At 61.5% G+C, this 19,107-nt stretch carries 22 protein-coding genes and 2 pseudogenes; all 24 read left to right on the forward strand.

The annotated features are described in order from the left end of the window. Positions 1-106 precede the first annotated feature (106 nt). The 24 genes and pseudogenes from ABID12_RS05790 to ABID12_RS05905 all read left to right on the forward strand — a co-directional run bounded on the left by ABID12_RS05790 (position 107) and on the right by ABID12_RS05905 (position 19,074). Positions 107-586: a YcgN family cysteine cluster protein gene (locus tag ABID12_RS05790; protein ID WP_354433455.1), complete on the forward strand. Its 480-nt coding sequence runs from the start codon at positions 107-109 to the stop codon at positions 584-586. Positions 587-695: 109 nt separating this feature from the next. Next, the gene (locus ABID12_RS05795) at positions 696-1,040 is read left to right on the forward strand and encodes a carboxymuconolactone decarboxylase family protein (RefSeq protein ID WP_354433456.1); all 345 of its coding nucleotides are present in this window, start codon (positions 696-698) and stop codon (positions 1,038-1,040) included. Positions 1,041-1,238: 198 nt separating this feature from the next. Next, positions 1,239-1,739, forward strand: coding sequence for a hypothetical protein (locus tag ABID12_RS05800; RefSeq protein ID WP_354433457.1), 501 nt, complete (start codon positions 1,239-1,241; stop codon positions 1,737-1,739). Continuing rightward, complete coding sequence (locus ABID12_RS05805; RefSeq protein WP_354433458.1) at positions 1,645-2,976, forward strand: DNA-packaging protein; 1,332 nt, start codon at positions 1,645-1,647, stop codon at positions 2,974-2,976. Before ABID12_RS05800 ends, ABID12_RS05805 begins: the two co-directional genes overlap by 95 nt. 84 nt (positions 2,977-3,060) lie before the next feature. Continuing rightward, a complete protein-coding gene (locus ABID12_RS05810) occupies positions 3,061-3,378 on the forward strand; it encodes a Dabb family protein (RefSeq protein ID WP_106305064.1) in 318 nt (105 codons plus the stop codon). Positions 3,379-3,458: 80 nt separating this feature from the next. Beyond that, positions 3,459-4,616, forward strand: a complete 1,158-nt coding sequence (locus ABID12_RS05815) for a phage portal protein (protein ID WP_106305061.1) — start codon at positions 3,459-3,461, stop codon at positions 4,614-4,616. 35 nt (positions 4,617-4,651) lie between these two features. Continuing rightward, positions 4,652-5,335 (forward strand): HK97 family phage prohead protease, encoded by a 684-nt coding sequence (locus tag ABID12_RS05820; RefSeq protein WP_106305056.1) that lies wholly within the window; start codon positions 4,652-4,654, stop codon positions 5,333-5,335. 37 nt (positions 5,336-5,372) lie between these two features. Beyond that, entirely contained in the window at positions 5,373-6,608 is a 1,236-nt protein-coding gene (locus tag ABID12_RS05825) for a phage major capsid protein (RefSeq protein ID WP_354433603.1), read from the forward strand. Between the two features lie 293 nt (positions 6,609-6,901). Beyond that, complete coding sequence (locus ABID12_RS05830; protein ID WP_354433459.1) at positions 6,902-7,468, forward strand: head-tail connector protein; 567 nt, start codon at positions 6,902-6,904, stop codon at positions 7,466-7,468. Continuing rightward, positions 7,468-7,797, forward strand: a complete 330-nt coding sequence (locus tag ABID12_RS05835) for a phage head closure protein (protein WP_354433460.1) — start codon at positions 7,468-7,470, stop codon at positions 7,795-7,797. The genes ABID12_RS05830 and ABID12_RS05835 overlap by 1 nt, the downstream gene beginning before the upstream one ends. Next, positions 7,794-8,201, forward strand: coding sequence for a DUF3168 domain-containing protein (locus ABID12_RS05840; protein WP_354433461.1), 408 nt, complete (start codon positions 7,794-7,796; stop codon positions 8,199-8,201). The genes ABID12_RS05835 and ABID12_RS05840 overlap by 4 nt, the downstream gene beginning before the upstream one ends. A 35-nt stretch (positions 8,202-8,236) precedes the next feature. Continuing rightward, entirely contained in the window at positions 8,237-8,647 is a 411-nt protein-coding gene (locus tag ABID12_RS05845; protein WP_354433462.1) for a phage major tail protein, TP901-1 family, read from the forward strand. Then, positions 8,644-9,024: a gene transfer agent family protein gene (locus ABID12_RS05850; protein ID WP_354433463.1), complete on the forward strand. Its 381-nt coding sequence runs from the start codon at positions 8,644-8,646 to the stop codon at positions 9,022-9,024. Before ABID12_RS05845 ends, ABID12_RS05850 begins: the two co-directional genes overlap by 4 nt. Positions 9,025-9,071: 47 nt before the next feature. Beyond that, positions 9,072-9,260: pseudogene (locus ABID12_RS05855) on the forward strand (rcc01693 family protein); the annotation flags it as partial. Beyond that, positions 9,250-9,831, forward strand: a complete 582-nt coding sequence (locus tag ABID12_RS05860; protein ID WP_354433464.1) for a phage tail tape measure protein — start codon at positions 9,250-9,252, stop codon at positions 9,829-9,831. The pseudogene ABID12_RS05855 and the gene ABID12_RS05860, both read left to right, overlap by 11 nt. A 9-nt stretch (positions 9,832-9,840) precedes the next feature. Next, positions 9,841-10,482 (forward strand): phage distal tail protein, Rcc01695 family, encoded by a 642-nt coding sequence (locus tag ABID12_RS05865; RefSeq protein ID WP_354433465.1) that lies wholly within the window; start codon positions 9,841-9,843, stop codon positions 10,480-10,482. Next, complete coding sequence (locus ABID12_RS05870) at positions 10,479-11,369, forward strand: phage/gene transfer agent baseplate hub protein (RefSeq protein WP_354433466.1); 891 nt, start codon at positions 10,479-10,481, stop codon at positions 11,367-11,369. Before ABID12_RS05865 ends, ABID12_RS05870 begins: the two co-directional genes overlap by 4 nt. Beyond that, on the forward strand, positions 11,366-11,824 hold the full coding sequence (locus ABID12_RS05875) for an NlpC/P60 family protein (protein ID WP_354433467.1): 459 nt from the start codon (positions 11,366-11,368) through the stop codon (positions 11,822-11,824). Before ABID12_RS05870 ends, ABID12_RS05875 begins: the two co-directional genes overlap by 4 nt. 97 nt (positions 11,825-11,921) lie before the next feature. After that, positions 11,922-15,779 (forward strand): annotated as a pseudogene (locus tag ABID12_RS05880) (baseplate multidomain protein megatron). A gap of 16 nt (positions 15,780-15,795) precedes the next feature. Further along, positions 15,796-16,005, forward strand: coding sequence for a hypothetical protein (locus ABID12_RS05885; protein ID WP_106305020.1), 210 nt, complete (start codon positions 15,796-15,798; stop codon positions 16,003-16,005). Between the two features lie 116 nt (positions 16,006-16,121). Next, a complete protein-coding gene (locus ABID12_RS05890; RefSeq protein WP_227023625.1) occupies positions 16,122-16,394 on the forward strand; it encodes a hypothetical protein in 273 nt (90 codons plus the stop codon). Between the two features lie 62 nt (positions 16,395-16,456). Then, positions 16,457-17,119, forward strand: coding sequence for a response regulator transcription factor (locus tag ABID12_RS05895; protein WP_106305253.1), 663 nt, complete (start codon positions 16,457-16,459; stop codon positions 17,117-17,119). Next, on the forward strand, positions 17,116-18,495 hold the full coding sequence (locus tag ABID12_RS05900) for a sensor histidine kinase (protein WP_354433468.1): 1,380 nt from the start codon (positions 17,116-17,118) through the stop codon (positions 18,493-18,495). The genes ABID12_RS05895 and ABID12_RS05900 overlap by 4 nt, the downstream gene beginning before the upstream one ends. Positions 18,496-18,603: 108 nt before the next feature. After that, positions 18,604-19,074, forward strand: a complete 471-nt coding sequence (locus ABID12_RS05905; protein WP_354433469.1) for an RT0821/Lpp0805 family surface protein — start codon at positions 18,604-18,606, stop codon at positions 19,072-19,074. Positions 19,075-19,107 lie beyond the last annotated feature (33 nt).

The raw sequence follows: 19,107 nt of genomic DNA on the forward strand, positions 1-19,107 counted from the left end.
GGTCGAAGGCAGCGCCGGCTTACCTTCGGCATATGCGCCGATGGCGGGTTGAACCGCGGGACAGGCCGTCGCATATAGCGGCCTTCAACATGAAGGTGATCCGGATATGATCGACAAGGCACAGGAACAGCAACCGTTCTGGCGGACAAAGCGGCTCGATCAGATGAACAACCGCGAATGGGAGAGCCTGTGCGACGGTTGCGGGCTGTGCTGTCTCAACAAGCTGGAGGACTGGGAAACCGGCGAGATAGCCTATACCTCCGTTGCCTGTCGCCTGCTCGACGGCCACAGCTGCCAGTGTTCGGACTATCCGGAGCGCTGGAAAACGGTGCCGGAATGTATTCAGCTCGACCTTGCGGGCGTTGAGGAAATCCCCTGGCTGCCGCCGACCTGCGCCTATCGGCTCGTGCATGAAGGCCATGACCTTTACTGGTGGCACTATCTCGTTTCCGGCGATCGCGAAACCGTGCATCAGGCGGGCATTTCCGCGCGCGACCGGACGGTCAGCGAGATGGAGGTGCCGGTGGAGGATTATGAGGACTACATCATCGAATGGCCGGTGCTGACGGGCGAGAAAACCGGCTGATCAGCTCCAATTCCGGTTTGTCCCTGCGCGCTTGATCCAGCGCAAGGCAGGGCTACGGACGGGTTTTATGTATTCATCCTCGTAAGTATGAATATAAAGGAATCCTCCCATGGCTACCGACTACATTCAGATGACCGTCGATGTTTCGAAGCAGACCGCCGTGCTTCGCAAGGACATAACCGAAACGATGAGCGGGTTTTCGGCAATGGCGGGCGCTGCCTGCAAGGCGAATGCGCTTGATGCCAAGACCAAGGAATATATCGCACTTGGCATGGCGGTGGCGCTGCGCTGCGAGCCCTGCATCGCCTTTCATGCCAAGGCGCTGGTCAAGCTTGGCGTGACCCGGGCGGAATATGAGGAAGTGCTGGGGGTTGCGGTCTATATGGGCGGCGGACCGTCGCTGATGTATTCCGCGCACGCGATGGAAGCCTTTGACCAGTTCTCGGCAAAATAAGAAAAAAATCTCATAATAGGAAAATAATCCTTGACGGCGTTACGGTCGTCTGATAGGTTTTGTCTACAGTCGGAAATCTGTGAGGGTCGGAGACGACACCAAACCCGGTTTCAGGCTCATCATCCGATTTTTCAGCCCGGTTTTCCAACCGGGCTTTTTTGTTGCCGAACGGCTGCCGGAGCGCCGGAAGGAGGTTTCGTGGTTGACCATGAGACATGCGATATTTCGCTGTTCGGGCTGTGGCCACGCAGCCCGCGCTATGACGGCGATCTCGCCGGGCGGCGCGTGGATGCGGCCTATCATGTGATCGAGCCGAAGGCGCGCAGTGGCGATGCCGATGACGCGCTCAGGCTTTTGTTGAACGATCTGACGGCCGAGATGCGGGCGCAGTTCGCCTTTTTCCGCAAGCTGCGGATGGCGGCGGTGAAGAAGAGCCGCGCCGACGACGGTGATGCGACGGATGTGCGCGGCGAGGTGAAGGCCGCGGCCGACGCGGTGGCGCTGATCATCCGCACGCTGGAAAAGGCCGACGAATTGCAGCGCCGGCTTGCCGAAAACCGCCGCAATGCGGAAGAGCGCGATCTCAACCTCAGGGATTATGACGATGCCAAAGCCCACTTCCTCGACCTCATCGAAAAGCGGGCCGAGGAACTGGCGCAAAAGCGGATCGCCGAGCAGGCCGGACCGGGCAGCGCATGATCCTTATGCCTTTGTCCGCGAACTGGCGCGCGACTGGTCGTTTCTGGCGCGGCCGGAACAATTGCCGCCGGAAGGGCACTGGCGGACGTGGCTTTTGATGGGCGGGCGCGGTTCCGGCAAGACCCGCGCCGGGGCGGAATGGGTGCATGGGCTGGCGCTTGCCGGAGGGCCGAAAAGCGATCTGCGCATGGCGCTGGTGGCCGAAACGCTGGGCGATGCCCGCGAGGTGATGATTGACGGCGTGTCCGGCATCTGTCGGGTGGCGCGGCGGATGAAACCGGTTTTCGAAATCACGCGGCGCAGGCTGGTTTGGCCGAATGGCGCCATGGCCTATCTGTTTTCCTCCGAGGACCCGGAGGCGCTGCGCGGGCCGCAGTTTCATTTTGCCTGGTGCGATGAGCTGGCGAAGTGGCGTTACGGCCAGGAATGCTGGGATATGTTGCAGTTCGGGCTGCGGCTTGGCGCGACGCCGCGCCAGATGGTGACGACAACGCCGCGTGCCGTGCCGCTACTGAAAAAGCTGATGGCGGAGAACGATACGGCGCTGACGCGGATTGCGACGGCGGATAACCGCGCCAATCTGGCGCCAGGGTTCATCAAGGCGCTTGCAAGCCGCTATGGCGGCACGCGGCTTGGCCGCCAGGAACTGGACGGCGAGCTGATCGAGGATCGCGAGGACGGGCTGTGGCGGCGCATGGAACTTGAGGCGGCCGTTTCGCGCAATGCAATGGCGACGGGGCGGATTGTCGTTGCGGTCGACCCGCCTTCCGGCTCCGGCCGCCGATCCGTCTGCGGCATCGTGGTTGCCGGAGCCATGGAAAATGGTGGCGCATTGGTGCTGGCGGACTGTTCCGTTGAGGGCGGGACGCCGGCGCAATGGGCGCTGGCCGTGGTCGAGGCGTTTCGCCGGTTCGATGCCGACCGGGTGGTGGCGGAGATCAATCAGGGCGGCGATATGGTGACTGCAATGCTCAAAAGCGTTGACGAACGCCTGCCGGTTTCGACGGTCAGGGCCAAACGCGGCAAGTTTCTGCGCGCCGAACCGGTGGCGGCGCTTTATGAACAGGGCAGGGTGCGCCATGCAGGGCATTTTGCCCGGCTCGTCGACCAGATGTGCGATTTCGGGCCGGATGGTCTTTCCGCCGGACGCTCGCCGGACCGGCTGGATGCGCTGGTCTGGGCACTGACGGCTCTGCTCCTGGAGGGTGACGGCGTGCCGCGGGTGCGCGGCGTTTGAAAGCTATTGACGCTTGCACCGCACAATGCCGCATGCTAGCCGGTTGCCGCTATCGGCCGTTTCGGCATTGCATGAGGTTTTCGCATGATCAGACATATCGTTTTCTTTTCGGTGCCGGAAGGCGGTGACGCGGATGCGGTCGAGGCCGGTCTTTCGATCCTGACGGAAAACCCGCATGCAACAGTGCTGGAGATCGGCCGCAACGCGCGCAGCGATCTTTATGACGAGAAAGTCGATTTCATCGTCTATGGCGAGTTTGAGGACGAGGCGGCGCTTGCCGCCTATCGTGCCCACCCGCTTTATGAGAAGTCGACCTCTCTGGTTCGGCCACTCCGCGAAATGCGGATTGCCGCCGATTTTGACTCTTCGGTTGCGGTGCGGCACTCGCGCTACAGGGACTGAAGTTCCAAGTGAAATTTGACTGACAAAGCCCCGGTTCGCCGGGGCTTTTTTGTTTCAAGCCAAGGAAAAAGGGGTGAGGCATGAAAATGCCCTTTCATCTGCCGGGCAGGCGCCCGGCCGACGCTGCCCGCGTGTCCGATAAAAAGGCGGCGACAATGGTTTCCGCGCTGGCGCTGAGCGGTGAGGCGCGCTGGTCCGGCCGCTCTTACACCGCCCTTGCCCGCGAGGGGTTCATGAAAAACCCGGTCGCCCATCGGGCTGTCAGGCTGATCGCCGAGGCGGCAGGCAACATGCCCTGGCAATTGTTCGAAAACGGCACGCTTGTCGCCGACCACCCGCTGCTTTCGCTTTTGAAACGGCCGAACCGGCGCATGTGCGGGGCGGATTTTCTCGAAGCCCTGTTCGGGGCGTTGCTGCTTTCGGGCAATGCCTATGTCGAGCCGATCGTTCTGGGCGAGGATTTGCGCGAATTGCATCTTCTGCGGCCCGACCGTATCCGCGTCATCGAGGGGCGTGACGGCTGGCCGGAGGCTTATGAATATCGCACCGGCAATCATGTAAGCCGGTTTGCCGCCGAAGGGGATGGCTTGAGCCTGCTTCATATGCGGCTGTTTCATCCGCTCGACGACCAGACGGGATTTTCACCGCTGGCCGCCGCCCAGCGGGCGCTCGACCTGCACAATGCGGCATCGGTCTGGAACAAGGCGCTGCTCGACAATTCGGCCCGCCCGTCCGGCGCACTGGTCTATCAGCCGAAGGATGGCGGCAACCTGACCGAGGAACAGTATGAGCGGCTGAAGCAGGAGCTGGAAGAGGGCTATAGCGGCCCGGTGAAGGCCGGGCGGCCGCTGCTTCTGGAGGGCGGGCTGGACTGGAAGGCGATGGGGCTGACGCCGCGCGATATGGATTTCACCGAGGCGCGCAATGGGGCGGCCCGTGATATCGCGCTTGCCATCGGCGTGCCGCCGATGATGCTCGGCATTCCCGGTGACAACACCTATTCCAACTATCAGGAGGCCAACCGCGCCTTCTACCGGCTGACCGTACTGCCGCTGATTGCCCGCACCGCCGCCTCGCTGACGGCCTGGCTGGAGCCGGTTTACGGCGAGGGGCTGAAGCTTGAACCCGACCTCGATCAGGTGCCGGCCCTTGCTGCCGAACGCGATGCACTGTGGGCCCGCGTCTCTGCGGCCGCTTTCCTCACCGATGAAGAGAAGCGCGAGGCCGTGGGGTACTGAGCATGAGCAACAAAAATCCTGAAACAGGAGCGGATATGGGCGGGAAAACCATGCTGGCCGATGAACTGAAATATGCCGATCTGTCGCTGACGGACCTTGCCGGCGACGGCTCGTTTTCCGGCTATGCCAGCCTGTTTGGCGAGATCGATCTCGGCAAGGACATGATCGAGCGCGGCGCGTTTTCGCGCTCGCTGCAAAAACGTGGGGCCGAAGGGGTGCGGATGCTGTTTCAGCACGATCCGTCCGAGCCGATCGGCGCCTGGCGCAAGATCCGCGAGGACGGGCGCGGGCTTTATGTCGAGGGTGTGCTCTCTGCCGATGTGGCGCGGGCCCGCGAGGTGCATGCGCTGATGAAATCCGGCGGTCTCGACGGACTTTCCATCGGGTTCCAGACCGTGCGCGCCAAGACCGATGCGAAAACCGGGGTGCGCCGGGTGCTGGAAGCGGATCTCTGGGAAATTTCAATCGTCACCTTTCCGATGCTGCCATCGGCACGCATTGCCAGCGTGAAGCAGGCCGGTGACGCATTTCCCACCATCAGGGAATTCGAGCGATGGCTGACGCGGGATGCCGGCCTGAGCCGAAAGGCGGCGCGCCGGCTTCTGTCCGGCGGCTATGACGCGCTGGTCGGCGGGCGGGATGCGGCCGGCGGCGACGAGACCGACGACGAACGGCTGCTCGGGCTTTTGAACCGTGCACGCCGATTGATGTCGTCCTGACCTTTTCAATCACTGAGAGGAATTCATCGTGACAGATATGAAGATCAAAGCGGCGCCCGAGATCAAGAGTGCGCCCGCGAGCATTTCGGAGGCGTTCGAGGCGTTCATGTCGAGCTTCGAGAGCTTCAAGGATGCCAATGACCGCCGGCTCGGCGAAATCGAGAGCAAGATGGGCGAGGATGTGGTGACCCGCGAAAAGGTCGACCGCATCAACCGTGCCATGGATGCACAGGCCCGCCAGCTTGAGGAAATCCAGCTGAAGAAGGCGCGTCCGGCGCTTGGCCGCGGCACAAGCCTTGCGGCGAGCGAACACAAGGCGGCGTTCGAGAATTATATCCGCCGTGGCGACGAGCATGGATTGCGTGCGCTTGAGGCCAAGGCGATTTCCACCACGGAAAGCGATGGCGGTTATCTGGTGCCGGATGAGACCGACACGGAAATCGGCCGCAGGCTTTCTGCCGTCTCGCCGATCCGCCGGCTGGCAACGGTGCGCCAGGTTTCTGGCGCGGTACTGAAGAAGCCGTTCATCGCCTCGGGTTTCACGGCCGGCTGGGTCGGCGAGATTGCCGACCGCGACCAGACGGCAACGCCGGATATCTCCGAGCTGACCTTCCCGACGATGGAGCTCTACGCCATGCCGGCGGCAAGCGCCTCGCTGCTCGACGATGCGGCTGTCGATGTCGAAAGCTGGATCTCTTCGGAAATCGACATCGCCTTTGCCGAGCAGGAAGGTGCGGCCTTTGTCGGCGGCAACACGGTGAATACGCCCAAGGGGTTCCTGAGCTACACCACCGTGGCCGACAGTGCCTGGGAGTGGGATATGATCGGCTATATCGCCACCGGCGTCGACGGCGATTTCAAGGCGGCCGATCCTTCCGATACGCTGATCGAGACGATCTATGCGCTGAAGGCGGCGCACCGCCAGAACGCAAATTTCGTGATGAACCGGAAGACGCAAGGGGCGATCCGCAAGTTCAAGGACGATGACGGCAATTACCTCTGGCAGCCGCCGGCAAGTCTTGGCCAGCCGGCCTCGCTGATGGGCTTTCCGGTGACCGAAGCGGAGGACATGCCGGATGTCGGGACCGACAGCATGTCGATCGCCTTTGGTGATTTCGCCGCCGGTTATCTGGTTGTCGACCGCGCCGGTGTGCGGGTGCTGCGCGATCCCTATTCGGCCAAACCTTACGTGCTGTTCTACACCACCAAGCGCGTCGGCGGCGGGGTGCAGAACTTCGAGGCGATCAAGCTGGTGAAGTTCGGCGAAGCGTAAGCGGCGGAACGGAAACGAAGCAGCCTCTACCAAGGGCAGGGTTGTTGACAAACCTGCCACTCGCCTCGGCGTCATCCTCCGGCTCGACCGGAGGATCCATGGCGATATGAAGCGCGCCTGAAAACAATTTATGTTCAATGGCTTGAGCGTAATGAATGCTCGGATCAAGTCCGAGCATGACCCCGTTGGGAAAGCCGGGTGCGACCCGCACATTCACGTCGCTGGCTTTGACAACAAACTGCACCCCGGCAGGTTCTGCCGGGGTTTTTTGATGGCACAAGGACACGATTGCGATGAGTTATGCCCTGATCACGCCGGCAGCGGAAGAACCGGTGACGGTCTCCGAGGCCAGGGATTTTCTGCGACTGGACAATGGTGACGAGGACTCACTGTTGGGCGATCTGATCACCACGGCACGGGACTATCTGGAGACGATCAGCGGCCTTTCGCTGGTGACCCAGCAATGGCGGCTGTGCCGTGATGACTGGCCGTCAAGCGGGATGGTGTCGCTTGCGCGCGGACCGGTGCAATCGGTCGAGGCCGTCACGGTCTACGATGGCGGCGGTACGCCGTCCGTTGTTTCGCTTGATCGTGCGCGGCTGGATGGCCGGGCGCGGCCGGCGCGGTTCTATCTGCCGGCGCTTGCCGGACGGTGTGCGGGCGTGAACGGGATCGAGGTTGATTTTACGGCCGGGTTCGGAGCCGCGGCGGATGTGCCGGAGGTCGCCAGGCAGGCGATCCTGCGCCACGTCGCCCACATGTTTGTCTTTCGCGGGGTCGTCAGCGCCGAGCAGCAGCCTGCCGGTGCGCCGGATGGTTATGACCGGCTGATTGCGCCGCTGAAAGCCTGGAGGCTTTGATGCTGACACTCGACCCCGGCGCATTTTCCGCGCGTCTCGATTTGATGACGCCTGAGGCCACCTCTGACGGGCAGGGCGGTGCAACAATCACCTATGTGGCCTTCGCAAAAGCCTGGGCACGGATCGAACCCGTATCGATTGCCTTCAGCGAAGAGGCCAATGGCGAGACCTTTCGGGTGACCCACGAAATCTGGCTGAGGGCGCGCGCTGACCTCGTGCCCGGCATGCGATTTCAGCGCGGCAGCCGGGTTTTCAGACTGGCCGGCTGGCGCGACCCGCATGAGACCGGACGATATACGGTCTGCCGTTGCGAGGAGGTGGCGACATGAGTTCTGCTGAAAACGCGCTGCTCGGCGCAATCCACAGGACGCTGAATTCCGACACGACGCTGTCGTCACTGATCGGCGCCGATGCGATTTTCGACCGGTTGCTCAGCCGGCCGCGATTGCCGGCCATTGTCTTTGGAGAGTGCGAGACCCGCGACTATTCAACGTCCACGGAGAGCGGAAGCGAGCATTTTCTGACCATTGAAATCTGGTCGGAGGCGCATGGTCGCAAGACGTTGCAGACAATCGAGGCGCGGGTGAAGGCGTTGCTTCATGACCGCGATCTGAGCCTTTCCGGGTTTGCGCTGATCAATCTGCTGCACCGCTCCACGCGGGTGCGACGGGTGACGCGGACAGGCTATTTCCTCGCCGAAATACGGTTTCGCGCCGTCACCGAACCCGCATGAGCCGGCCCTTTTTCCAATTCTGAACGGAGAGTGTGATGACAGCCCAGAAGGCCAAGGATCTGCTGCTGAAGCTGCATAATGGAAGTGCCTATGAGACGGTCGCCGGCCCCAGGTCGAAGCGGCTCGCGTTTAATGCGGAGACGGTGGATATCACCGATTCGGAAAGTGCGGGACGCTGGCGCGAGCTTCTCGGCGGCGCGGGCATTCAGCGGGCCTCGCTGACGGCGAGTGGTATTTTCAAGGATGCGGCGTCCGATGAAACGGTGCGTGCGGCCTTTTTTGGCGGTGCGCTTGTGAGTGCGGAGATCGTGATCCCGGGATTTGGCACGCTTGCCGGTCCGTTCCAGTTCACATCACTCGAATATTCCGGCCAGCACAATGGCGAGCTGCAGTTCGAAGTCGCTCTTGAATCGCGCGGGGCGATCAGCTTTGGAGGCGGAGCATGAGACGCAGCGATGCACATGGCCGTGCCAACCGCTATCGCGGTGAGGTGGAGGCGGTGATTGACGGCGAACGCCGTATTCTGTGCCTCACGCTGGGCGCGCTGGCAGAGCTTGAGACGGCGTTTTCGGCCGATGGTCTCGGTGATCTTGGCAAGCGGCTGGGCTCCGGACGGCTGAAAGCGCACGACCTGATTGCCATCATTGGCGCAGGGCTGCGCGGTGGCGGCAATGCGATCGACGACGACGAGGTGGCGGCGATGAGCATGGAAGGTGGCGTGGCGGCCTATGCGAAGCTCGCCGGTGAACTTCTGACCGTGACCTTTTCGGGAGGAGAGGCTGTTCGTCCGCAAACGGACGGAAACACGCCGGACCCTTCCTAGCCGCAGCGGCAGCGCCCGAACCTCCCGGCGCCGAACCGTTCCCCTGGCGGTCGGTGCTTCATACGGGGCTTTGCCTGCTGCGGCTGCAACCTGACGATTTCTGGGCGCTTTCACCGGTCGAATTTACGGCGATGACGGGGGCTTTTGCGCCGGTCGCGCCCTATCCGACACGGGCGAACCTTGAAGACCTGATGATGCGTTACCCCGACCAAGCGAGGAACGGTGATGGAACCTGATACAAGCGATAATTATGCCGATGCCGTGAGCGGTGCGAGTGCGCTTTATGACGTTCTGGGCGACCTTGAGGCCCAGTCCGACCGGTTTTCGAGGGCGATCACCGGCGCGCTGAAGGATGCGACGCTCTCCGGCAAGGGGTTGCAGACCGTGCTGGGGGACCTCGGGCGGCGGCTTTCCGAACTGGCGCTGAACTCGGCGCTGAAGCCGCTCGAAAATGCGATTTCCGGCCAGATCGGTAATCTTGCCGAAGGGCTGGTTCAGGTGTTTGCCCATGCCAATGGCGGGGTGCCGGGCCGGATCACGCCATTTGCTTCAGGCGGTGTGGTTTCGCGGCCGACCTATTTTCCGATGAGCGGCGGGCTCGGGCTGATGGGGGAGGCTGGTAGCGAGGCAATCCTGCCGCTGAAGCGCGGTTCCGACGGTGCGCTTGGCGTTGCCGCTTCAGGCGGCGGCGGGCCGCAGATCGTCTTCAACGTGACGGCGCAGGATGCCGCGAGCTTCCAGAAGAGCCAGGGGCAGATCTCGGCGATGCTGGCCAGAGCCGTGCGCTCCGGTCAGCGCAATATCTGAGGGGGCACCATGAGCACGAGCTTTCACGACGTGCGCTTTCCGTTGCGGCTGTCGCTTGCCGTCAGCGGCGGGCCGGTGCGACGCACCGATATTGTCAGCCTTTCCAACGGGCGGGAAAACAGAAACCAGCGCTGGCGCAATTCCAGGCGCTCCTATGATGCCGGTTCCGCGGTTCGTTCGATTGCGGATTTGTATGAACTGACGGCATTTTTCGAAGCGCGGAACGGTCAGCTTTACGGTTTCCGCTTTCGCGACCCGGTGGACTTCAAGTCCTGCGGGCCGCTGGCCGAACCCGGTCCCTCGGACCAACGGATCGGGCAAGGGGATGGCGCCACGACCGCGTTTCAGCTGATCAAGACCTATGGCGACAGTGCGGCCGCGTTTGTGCGGACGATCGAAAAACCGGTGGCCGAAACCGTGCGGGTTTCGGTCGACGGGATCGAGAGCCCGGAGACGGATTTTTCTGTCGATGCGACGACCGGGATCGTCACCTTCGATGCCGGAGCGGTGCCGGCAGATGGAGCGGAGATATTCGCCGGATATGTTTTCGATGTGCCGGTCCGCTTCGATATCGACCGCATCGACATCAATATGAAAGCCTTCAATGCGGGCAGTGTGCCATCTGTGCCGCTGGTGGAGATCATGCCATGAGAGCAATGAATGCGGCGCTGCAGGCGCACCTTGTGCAGGACGCGACCACTGTCTGCCACTGCTGGCGGCTTGTGCTGAAAAACGGAACCGTTCTCGGCTTTACCGAACATGATCGCGATCTCGTTTTTGCCGGGACGCATTTTCTGGCGGCAAGCGGTTTTTCATCCTCCGGCTTCGAGGCCGAGGATGGCCTTTCGGCCAGCACCAATGAGGTCGTCGGCGGTTTTTCCAATGATGCCATTACGGAAGAAGCACTGGCGGCTGGCGACTATGACGGTGCGCGCGTGGAGGTCTTTCTTGTGAACTGGCAAACGCCCGATCAGCACCAGATCATGCAGGTCTACGAGGTCGGCGAAGTTTCGCGCGAAGGCGGTGGCTTCAGTGCTGAATTGCGGGCGATTACCCATCGGTTGTCACAGCCGCAGGGGCGCAGCTTCACCCGGCGTTGCGATGCCGTGTTCGGGGATGCTGCCTGTGGCTTCAACCCGCAAAGCCCCGGCTTCTTCACGACCGGAACGGTTGCCGCGGTTGAAACCGATACCCGGATTTTGGTGACGGCAGGCGGCGATTTTTCCGAAGGGTTTTTCGCCCACGGTGTGTTGAGCTTTGAAAGCGGCAATCTTGCCGGGCATCGTTTCGACATCGAAACCAACGCGCTTTCATCCGGCGGTATGCGCATTGATCTGTGGTTGCCCCTTGAGAGCATGCCCCAGGCCGGAGATCAAGTGCGCCTAATGGCGGGGTGCGACAAGGCATTTTCCACCTGCCGCAACAAGTTCGCCAATCATCTCAATTTTCGCGGCTTTCCGCACATGCCCGGTGCCGATTTCGGCTATTCCTATGTGAATGGCGAAAGCACGCATGACGGAAGCCCGATCTTCAAATGACGACGATGGGGGCACGCGCCGTCGCCGAGGCCGAAAAGTGGATCGGGACACCCTATCGCCACCAGGCTTCGGAGATTGGTGTCGGTAGCGATTGTCTCGGGCTTATTCGGGGTGTGTGGGGCGGGCTTTACGGTGAAGTTCCCGGCATTGGCGCGCCTTATGCTGCCGACTGGGCCGAACGCACCGGCCGGGAACGGCTGCTGGACGCCGCTGCCCGTTATTGCGGTACGGCGATCGCTCTCGAACAGATGGCCCCCGGGGATATCCTGCTGTTTCGCTGGCGCGCGCAGTTTGCCGCCAAACATGCCGGGATACTTAGCGCAGATGATCAGTTCATCCACGCCTACGAGCAGGCGGGGGTGATCCGCTCGTCACTCGTTCCCGGATGGCGGCGACGGATTGCCGGTGTCTACCGGTTTCCCGATTTTCCGCCCGTGCGGTCCGGCACGGACTGACGCAGCCTGCGTTCGCAATTCTTCAAATACACAAAAAGAGACCGGCCCTCTCTGCCTCAGGCGTGGCGCGGCCCGTTTCCTGATCGAGGTTCTGGCAATGGCGACAATCGTGTTTCAGGCGGCAGGCGCCGTGATCGGCAGTGTTTTCGGGCCCTTCGGCGCAGTTGCCGGGCGGGCGCTGGGGGCACTGGCTGGCGCTGCCGTCGACAATTCGTTGTTTCCCGGCGGGCGCAGGGTCAGCGGGCGGCACCTGCCAACAGCCCGTATGGGCGGAGCCGAGGAAGGCGCTGCGATACCGCGCGTCTACGGCACATCGCGGATCGGCGGCACGCTGATCTGGGCGACGCGCTTTGAGGAGGAAGTGGTCGAGGAACGGACCGGCGGCAAGGCAGCCGCCGGCCCGACGGTCGAAAGCTTTTTCTATTTTGGCAATTTCGCCTTCGGGATCTGCGAAGGACCTGTTGCCGCGATCCGGCGGGTCTGGGCGGACGGGCGTGAGCTGGATCTTACCACGATCGAAATGCGCTTTTATGCCGGCGATGACAATCAGTTGCCGGACCCTCTGATCGAGGCCAAGCAGGGAACGGGCAACGCGCCGGCCTATCGCGGGCTGAGCTATGTCGTCTTCGAACGTCTGCCGCTTGATACGTTCGGGAACCGGATTCCGGTTTTTCAGTTCGAAGTGCTGAGGCCCACCGGTGCGCTGGAAAACCAGGTGAAGGCCGTTGCCATCATTCCGGGCGCGACCGAGCACGGACTTTGTCCGTTTCCGGTGACGGAATCGCTCGGCAGCGGCCAGCAGCGGATTATGAACCGCAACACGCTTGTGCGGACAACGGACTGGGAAGCCTCCTTTGACGAACTGATGGCGCTCTGCCCCAATCTGGAGCGCGTCGCGCTGGTGGTTACCTGGTTCGGATCGGATCTGAGGGCCGGAGCGTGCAAGATCCGTCCAGGGGTGGAAACACCGCATCGGGCTGCAGAAAGCACGCCCTGGCGGGTTTCGGGGATCGTTCGCGACGAGGCCTATGTGGTGAGCACCCATGAGGGTGGCCCGGCCTATGGCGGCACGCCCAACGATGCGGGGCTGATGGCGGCGATCGGCGATCTCAGGGCACGGGGCCTGAAGGTGTTTCTCTACCCTTTCATCATGATGGATGTGCCCGAGGAAAACGGTCTGCCCGACCCTTACGGCGGCGCGCAACAGGCGGTCTATCCCTGGCGCTGACGCATCACCTGTCACCCCGCAGCCGGACAACCGGAGACAACGGACCGTACGGCCGATGCGCGGGCCGATGTCGAGGCCTTTCTGGGCACGGCCGAGCCGCATGATTTTACACCGGGGGACGATGGCGTCAGCTTTGCCGGTTCCGATGCCGGCTACAGGCGCCTCATCTTGCACTATGCACACCTGGCGGCAGCAAGCGGTGGTGTCGATGGTTTCATCATCGGCTCGGAACTGCGCGGCCTGACCGCGATTCGCGACCAGAACGACGCCTTTCCTTTTGTTGAAGGGCTGGTTGAGCTTGCCGCTGATGTGCGGGGTATTCTGGGGCCGGAAACGGCGCTGACCTATGGTGCCGACTGGAGCGAATATTTCGGCTATCACCCTGCCGATGGCAGCGGCGATGTCTATTTCAATCTCGATGCGCTTTGGGCAAGTCCGGATATCACCGCCATCGGCATCGACAATTACATGCCGCTTTCCGACTGGCGCGATGACGATCTTGCCGCCGATAACCCGGATGGTTTCCGGACTGCGACCGATCCGACCGGGCTGGAGGGCCAGATTGCGGCCGGTGAGGGCTTTGACTGGTATTATGCCAGCGACGCCGACCGGCGGATGCGTGTCCGAAGCCCGATCACCGACGGGCTGGTCGGCAAGCCATGGGTCTATCGCTACAAGGACCTCGAAGGCTGGTGGACCAATCTGCACTACAACCGGATCGGCGGCAGCGAGGCGACAACACCGTCTTCCTGGACGCCGATGGCCAAGCCGATCTGGTTTACCGAACTCGGTTGCCCGGCCGTCGACAAGGGCAGCGGCCAGCCGAATGTGTTTGCCGATCCGAAATCGGCGGAGTCCGCCTATCCGTATTTTTCAAAAGGCAGACGTTCGGATGACGAACAGCGCCGTTTTCTGGAAACCCATCTTGACTGGTGGGCCGGTGCACAGGCCCCCGCGGGCATGGTTGATCCCGACCATATCTTTCTGTGGTGCTGGGATATCCGGCCTTATCCCGCCTTTCCGCAAAATAGCGAATTGTGGAGCGATGGTGACAACTGGACGGCCGGGCACTGGCTGAACGGCAGGCTGGGGGCAACGACGCTTGCCGACACGGTGCGCACGCTGCTTGCCGATCACGGCTTTCATGACTGCGATACCCGTTTGCTGAGCGGCGATCTGGTCGGATATCAGCAAGCCGATATCGATGCGGCGCGCGATCTGATCGAGCCGCTGCTTTCGCTCTATCTGGCCGACTGCATTGAAACCGCTGGCGGCCTGGTGTTTCGCTCGCGCCAGCGCGCAAGCCTGCCGTCGCGGCAGATCGAAATCCTCGCAGAGCCCGATGAAGCGGCCGGTCTGTGGCGGGAAACGCGCCTGCATGACAGCGATCTGGCGGGTGAAGCCACCGTGACCTATCTGGACCCGGCAACCCGTTACGAGCAGGCAAGCGCACGATCAAGCCGCGCTGTTGCTGCAAATGACCGGGTGTTGCGATACGGGCTGCCGACGGTTCTGTCCGAGGCGACGGCGATCGAACGTGCGTCGGCACTGTTGCGCGAAAGCCGGATCGCGGTGCGCACGCTTCAGCTGGACCTGTCGCCGCAGGAACGCAGTGTGGAAATCGGCGACGTTTTTGATCTCAAGGATGGCCCCGCCGGACGTTTCATGGTGACCAGGCTTGAACTTGCTGACACGATCAGGGTTGAGGCACGGTCGTTTTCGCCCGGTGCAGGCAATGTCGCAAGAGTGACAGACCGATGGCATAGCCCGGACAACATGCCCTCCGAAGGTTTCTCTCCGCGTGTCATGTTTCTGGATCTAGCACGCGACAGGGCCGGCGCTTCGGAGGATTTCGCGCGGATTGCGGTTTTTGCCAGACCCTGGCGGCGGTGCTTCATTGCATCGTCGGCAACCACGGAGGGCTATCAGCCTGGCGCGGTCGCAGAGAGGCCGGCGGCGACTGCCACGCTGGTATCGCCACTGATGCCGGGGATAAGCGGACGTTTCGATTTCACCCGCGAACTGGTTATCGATCTGGATTTCGGCGGTCTTGCCTCGGCAACCAAAGCCGCGGTGCTGAGCGGGGAGAACCGGCTGGCCATCCGGGCCGACAACGGCGTGTTTGAAATCGTCGGATTTCTCGATGCCGCGGAACTTTCGCCCGGCCGTTGGCGCGTGGGTGGCCTGCTGCGCGGATTGCACGGTACGGAAGATGCGATGGCCGCCGGCGCATCTGCGGGGGCCGATGCCGTCGTGCTCAACGCTTCGGTTGTTCCCCTTGGCATCCGTGCTCAGCATGTCGGCCTTGCGCGCAACTATGTCGTCGAAACGGCCCACGGGCAGATCGCCCCGCAGGCGCCCTATAGCTTTGCCGGCGGTATCCGCGCGGAAACGCCGCTTTCGCCTGTCCACTTCAGGGGCTGGCGCCTGGCTTCGGGCGATGTCGCCTTTCGCTGGATACGACGCTCCCGCATCGATGCCGATGACTGGAGCGCTGCCGAAATCCCGCTCGACGAGGAAACGGAAGCCTACCGTCTGGAACTATTCGACGGCGAAACGCGCGTGCGCAGTGTCGATACGACATCGCCGGAATGGCTCTATCCGGAAGTCGACCAGATTGCCGATTTCGGGGCGCGGCCCGAGCTGATTTCGATTCGTCTTCGCCAGATGGGTCGGAAAGTGCCGCTTGGAACGGCACTCAATGCGCAGATTTCACTTCCAGGCTGAACAGAAAGGAAATGGCATGGATTACGCAAAAAAATGGTATCTCTCCAAGACCGTATGGGGCGCACTGCTTGCGGTTGCCGCTCCGCTCTTCCAGATGGGGGGAATCTATCTGGATGAGGGCATGCAGAGCGATCTGGCCACATCAATCACGACCTTTGCCGGTGCGTCCGGTGGATTGCTTGCGCTGTTCGGGCGTATTTCGGCAAAGGATACATTGGTTCGATAGTACTGTTTGCGAAATATCCCGCCGGGCTGGAAAACCCGGCGGGCAAGCGGTTTTGTGAAGATGAACGGGACTATTCATTTGCAGTTCAGCCAACTATTCTTATGAGTGGTGGCTGAATGAACTGCTTTGGGAAAAACTGCGCGATGTTCAGAAAGACGCATGGAATACAGATCGTGTTGGCAAGCGTTCTGCTGTTTGCAGGGCAGGTTGGGCCTGCTGATGCGGCCTCCTGCGCGGCGGCGGCCAAAGCGGTCGTGAATAGCACGGGGGGCGAATTGTTGTCAGCTGTGCCCGCGCCGGACGGGGACGGCTGTCTGGTGACGGTTATCGTACCCGCAAGCAATGGCAATATGCCGCGCAAGGTGACCCGCCGTGTCCCGGCGCGTTGATCCGACCCGCGGCCCGTGTGCCGTACCGCCGATCCTGACCGCAAAACAGTGAATTGACCGAAATGCGTATCCTTCTGATCGAAGATGACGAAAACCTCAACCGTCAGCTGGCCCAGATGCTCAGGGACGCCGACTATGTGGTAGACTGTGCCTATGACGGCGTCGAAGGGCACTTTCTGGGTGATACGGAGCCCTATGACGCGGTGATCCTGGATATAGGGCTGCCGGCCATGGATGGCGTGACAATTCTGGAAAAATGGCGCAGCGCCGGGCGGAAGATGCCGGTCCTGATCCTCACCGCGCGTGATCGCTGGAGCGACAAGGTTGCCGGGATCGATGCCGGCGCGGATGATTATGTGACCAAGCCTTTCCATATCGAGGAGGTGATGGCGCGCATCCGTGCGCTGATCCGCCGGGCTGCGGGGCATGCGACAGGCACGATCACATGCGGGCCGATCGAACTCGATGTGAAGGCCTCGAAGGCCACCCTTGACGGCGTGTTGTTGCGGCTGACTTCGCATGAATACAGGCTTCTGTCCTATCTGATGCATCATCAGGGCGAGGTCGTGTCGCGTACGGAACTGACGGAGCATCTGTACGATCAGGATTTCGATCGTGATTCCAATACGATCGAGGTGTTTGTCGGACGGTTGCGTAAAAAGGTAGGGCCCGAATTGATCGAGACTGTCCGCGGTCTCGGTTACCGGATGCAGGTTCCTGAATGAAATGGGCGAATTCACTCACACTGCGCTCTCTGGCGCTGACGACCGTTTGGTTTGTCATGGCGCTTGTGGTGATCGCCGTGGTGATTTCAGCCCTATACAGAAACACGGCCGAGCGTGGTTTCCGTCAGCTTCTGCAGGCGGAAATGTTCAATGTTGTCAATTCCGTATCGATCGATGAAAAAGGAGAGCTTCAAGGTACGCCGCAGCTCGGCGACCTGAAATACAAACGGCCGCAGACCGGGTGGTACTGGGTTGTCGATCCGCTTTACGACAATACCAAGGACCCGTTGCGCTCTCCCTCTCTCGGGGAGACGGACCTGCCGACAAGACCGGAAAGCGAAGTGCCCTATGATGGCGATTTCCGCCGCACCTATATGGTTCGCGATGAGCAGGGCAATGACGTGGCCGTCATGGAAACCGTGGTCGTTATGGACGACAATGACCGGGCAACCCGGGTTCGGGTTTCGGGCAACCGCAATGCGGTCGACAGCGATGTCCGCTGGTTTTCGCGCCGGCTTTATGTTGCGCTTGCTCTGTTCGGTGTCGCGAGTGTTCTGCTCAACGGGCTGATCATCTTGTGGGCGTTGCGTCCGCTCGACAGCGCACGGGCGGCGCTCAGCCAGATTTCCGAGCGCGGCGAAGGCGAGATGAAGGGGAAATTCGCCGTTGAAATTCAGCCGCTTGCAGATGAAATCAATGCGCTTCTCGCCAATAATCGCGCCATTGTCGAGCGTGCCCGCATGCAGGTCGGCAATCTGGCGCATTCGCTGAAAACCCCGATCGCCGTGCTGTTGAACGAAGCCCAAAGCATGGAGGGGCAGGGTGGCAAGCTGATCGCCTCGCAGGTGGTCATGATGCAGGCGCAGGTTCAGGCTTATCTCAACCGGGCGAGGATCGCTGCACAGACCGAGTCTGTGCTGACACGCTGTGAGGTGGGTCCGGTTCTGGAACGGCTGGTTCGCGTTATGCGCCGTCTCAACCCCGATACGGAATTCTCGCTGTCGTGTACGAAAGGGCTTGTGCTCGCGGCCGAGCAGCAGGACCTTGAAGAGGTCGTCGGCAATTTGCTTGAAAATGCCGCGCGTTTTGCAAAAAGCGAGGTTCGGGTCAGCGCACAACGACTTGAAGCATTTGAAGAGGCCGGCGATTGGGCCGAGATTACCGTTGTCGACGATGGCCCCGGCCTTACGCCGGAGGAAATCCAGACCGCGATGAAACGCGGTCAGCGCCTTGACGAAAGTGGTTCAGGCTCGGGGCTGGGTCTTTCCATCGTTGATGATATTGTGCAGGCTTATGGAGGCCGGTTTGAGCTGACCGGCCTTGAAGGGGCCGGTTTGCATGCAAGAATCGTATTGCCGGCAAAGTGCAGAAAATAGGCGGTTGAACACACCGATCCGGTTGGTTGCGGGCGAATTCTGGCCATAATCTGTTTCTACGTCGAGACGATACCGGGTTGTATTTCATGTTTTCTGCACGGGACCGTCATGGTATCGGGCAGCGTGTGCCGAGATGACTTTTTTCAGGTTCAGGGGACCAAAAACATCGTGAAACGAATTTTTCTGCTTGTCGCCGTTGCATCTGTGATCGCGGGTTGTTCAACAACACAGCCTGTCCGACCGACCGGATCGGCTCAAACGGTTACGCCCGCGCAATCCGTTCCTGCTGCCTCGTTTGATGGCGGTCTGGTGGATCGTTCCGGCGTTGTGCTTTCGCCGGCCGATCATGCAAAAGCGCTTCAGGCGGAACAGTATGCGCTTGCCTCCGCGCCGGCAGGTGAAACTGTTTCCTGGCAGGGCAGAGACGCACAGGGCAGCGTGACTGCCGCCAGTCCCTATCAGGTCGGCGACCAGAACTGCCGGCAATATACGCAGAAAGTGACCGTCCAGGGTCGCGAATATGTCGGGCGCGGCGCTGCCTGTCGTGAACCGGATGGGTTGTGGACATTATTGAACTAGCCTGTTTCCAAGGCATCCGCATCTGCGACTTTT

It is taken from the genome of Martelella mangrovi (genome assembly GCF_040545495.1).
In the GTDB taxonomy this organism is placed as follows: Bacteria; Pseudomonadota; Alphaproteobacteria; order Rhizobiales; family Rhizobiaceae; genus Martelella; species Martelella mangrovi.

Coding starts and splice junctions, on each gene's coding strand:
- ABID12_RS05805 (WP_354433458.1), top strand. CDS start 1,645: ATGCCAAAGCCCACTTCCTCGACCTCATCGAAAAGCGGGCCGAGGAAC.
- ABID12_RS05825 (WP_354433603.1), top strand. CDS start 5,373: ATGAAGATCAAAGCGGCGCCCGAGATCAAGAGTGCGCCCGCGAGCATT.
- ABID12_RS05840 (WP_354433461.1), top strand. CDS start 7,794: ATGAGTTCTGCTGAAAACGCGCTGCTCGGCGCAATCCACAGGACGCTG.
- ABID12_RS05860 (WP_354433464.1), top strand. CDS start 9,250: ATGGAACCTGATACAAGCGATAATTATGCCGATGCCGTGAGCGGTGCG.
- ABID12_RS05890 (WP_227023625.1), top strand. CDS start 16,122: ATGAACTGCTTTGGGAAAAACTGCGCGATGTTCAGAAAGACGCATGGA.
- ABID12_RS05865 (WP_354433465.1), top strand. CDS start 9,841: ATGAGCACGAGCTTTCACGACGTGCGCTTTCCGTTGCGGCTGTCGCTT.
- ABID12_RS05900 (WP_354433468.1), top strand. CDS start 17,116: ATGAAATGGGCGAATTCACTCACACTGCGCTCTCTGGCGCTGACGACC.
- ABID12_RS05870 (WP_354433466.1), top strand. CDS start 10,479: ATGAGAGCAATGAATGCGGCGCTGCAGGCGCACCTTGTGCAGGACGCG.
- ABID12_RS05885 (WP_106305020.1), top strand. CDS start 15,796: ATGGATTACGCAAAAAAATGGTATCTCTCCAAGACCGTATGGGGCGCA.
- ABID12_RS05835 (WP_354433460.1), top strand. CDS start 7,468: ATGCTGACACTCGACCCCGGCGCATTTTCCGCGCGTCTCGATTTGATG.
- ABID12_RS05810 (WP_106305064.1), top strand. CDS start 3,061: ATGATCAGACATATCGTTTTCTTTTCGGTGCCGGAAGGCGGTGACGCG.
- ABID12_RS05815 (WP_106305061.1), top strand. CDS start 3,459: ATGAAAATGCCCTTTCATCTGCCGGGCAGGCGCCCGGCCGACGCTGCC.
- ABID12_RS05830 (WP_354433459.1), top strand. CDS start 6,902: ATGAGTTATGCCCTGATCACGCCGGCAGCGGAAGAACCGGTGACGGTC.
- ABID12_RS05905 (WP_354433469.1), top strand. CDS start 18,604: ATGGTATCGGGCAGCGTGTGCCGAGATGACTTTTTTCAGGTTCAGGGG.
- ABID12_RS05790 (WP_354433455.1), top strand. CDS start 107: ATGATCGACAAGGCACAGGAACAGCAACCGTTCTGGCGGACAAAGCGG.
- ABID12_RS05845 (WP_354433462.1), top strand. CDS start 8,237: ATGACAGCCCAGAAGGCCAAGGATCTGCTGCTGAAGCTGCATAATGGA.
- ABID12_RS05895 (WP_106305253.1), top strand. CDS start 16,457: ATGCGTATCCTTCTGATCGAAGATGACGAAAACCTCAACCGTCAGCTG.
- ABID12_RS05820 (WP_106305056.1), top strand. CDS start 4,652: ATGGGCGGGAAAACCATGCTGGCCGATGAACTGAAATATGCCGATCTG.
- ABID12_RS05850 (WP_354433463.1), top strand. CDS start 8,644: ATGAGACGCAGCGATGCACATGGCCGTGCCAACCGCTATCGCGGTGAG.
- ABID12_RS05875 (WP_354433467.1), top strand. CDS start 11,366: ATGACGACGATGGGGGCACGCGCCGTCGCCGAGGCCGAAAAGTGGATC.
- ABID12_RS05795 (WP_354433456.1), top strand. CDS start 696: ATGGCTACCGACTACATTCAGATGACCGTCGATGTTTCGAAGCAGACC.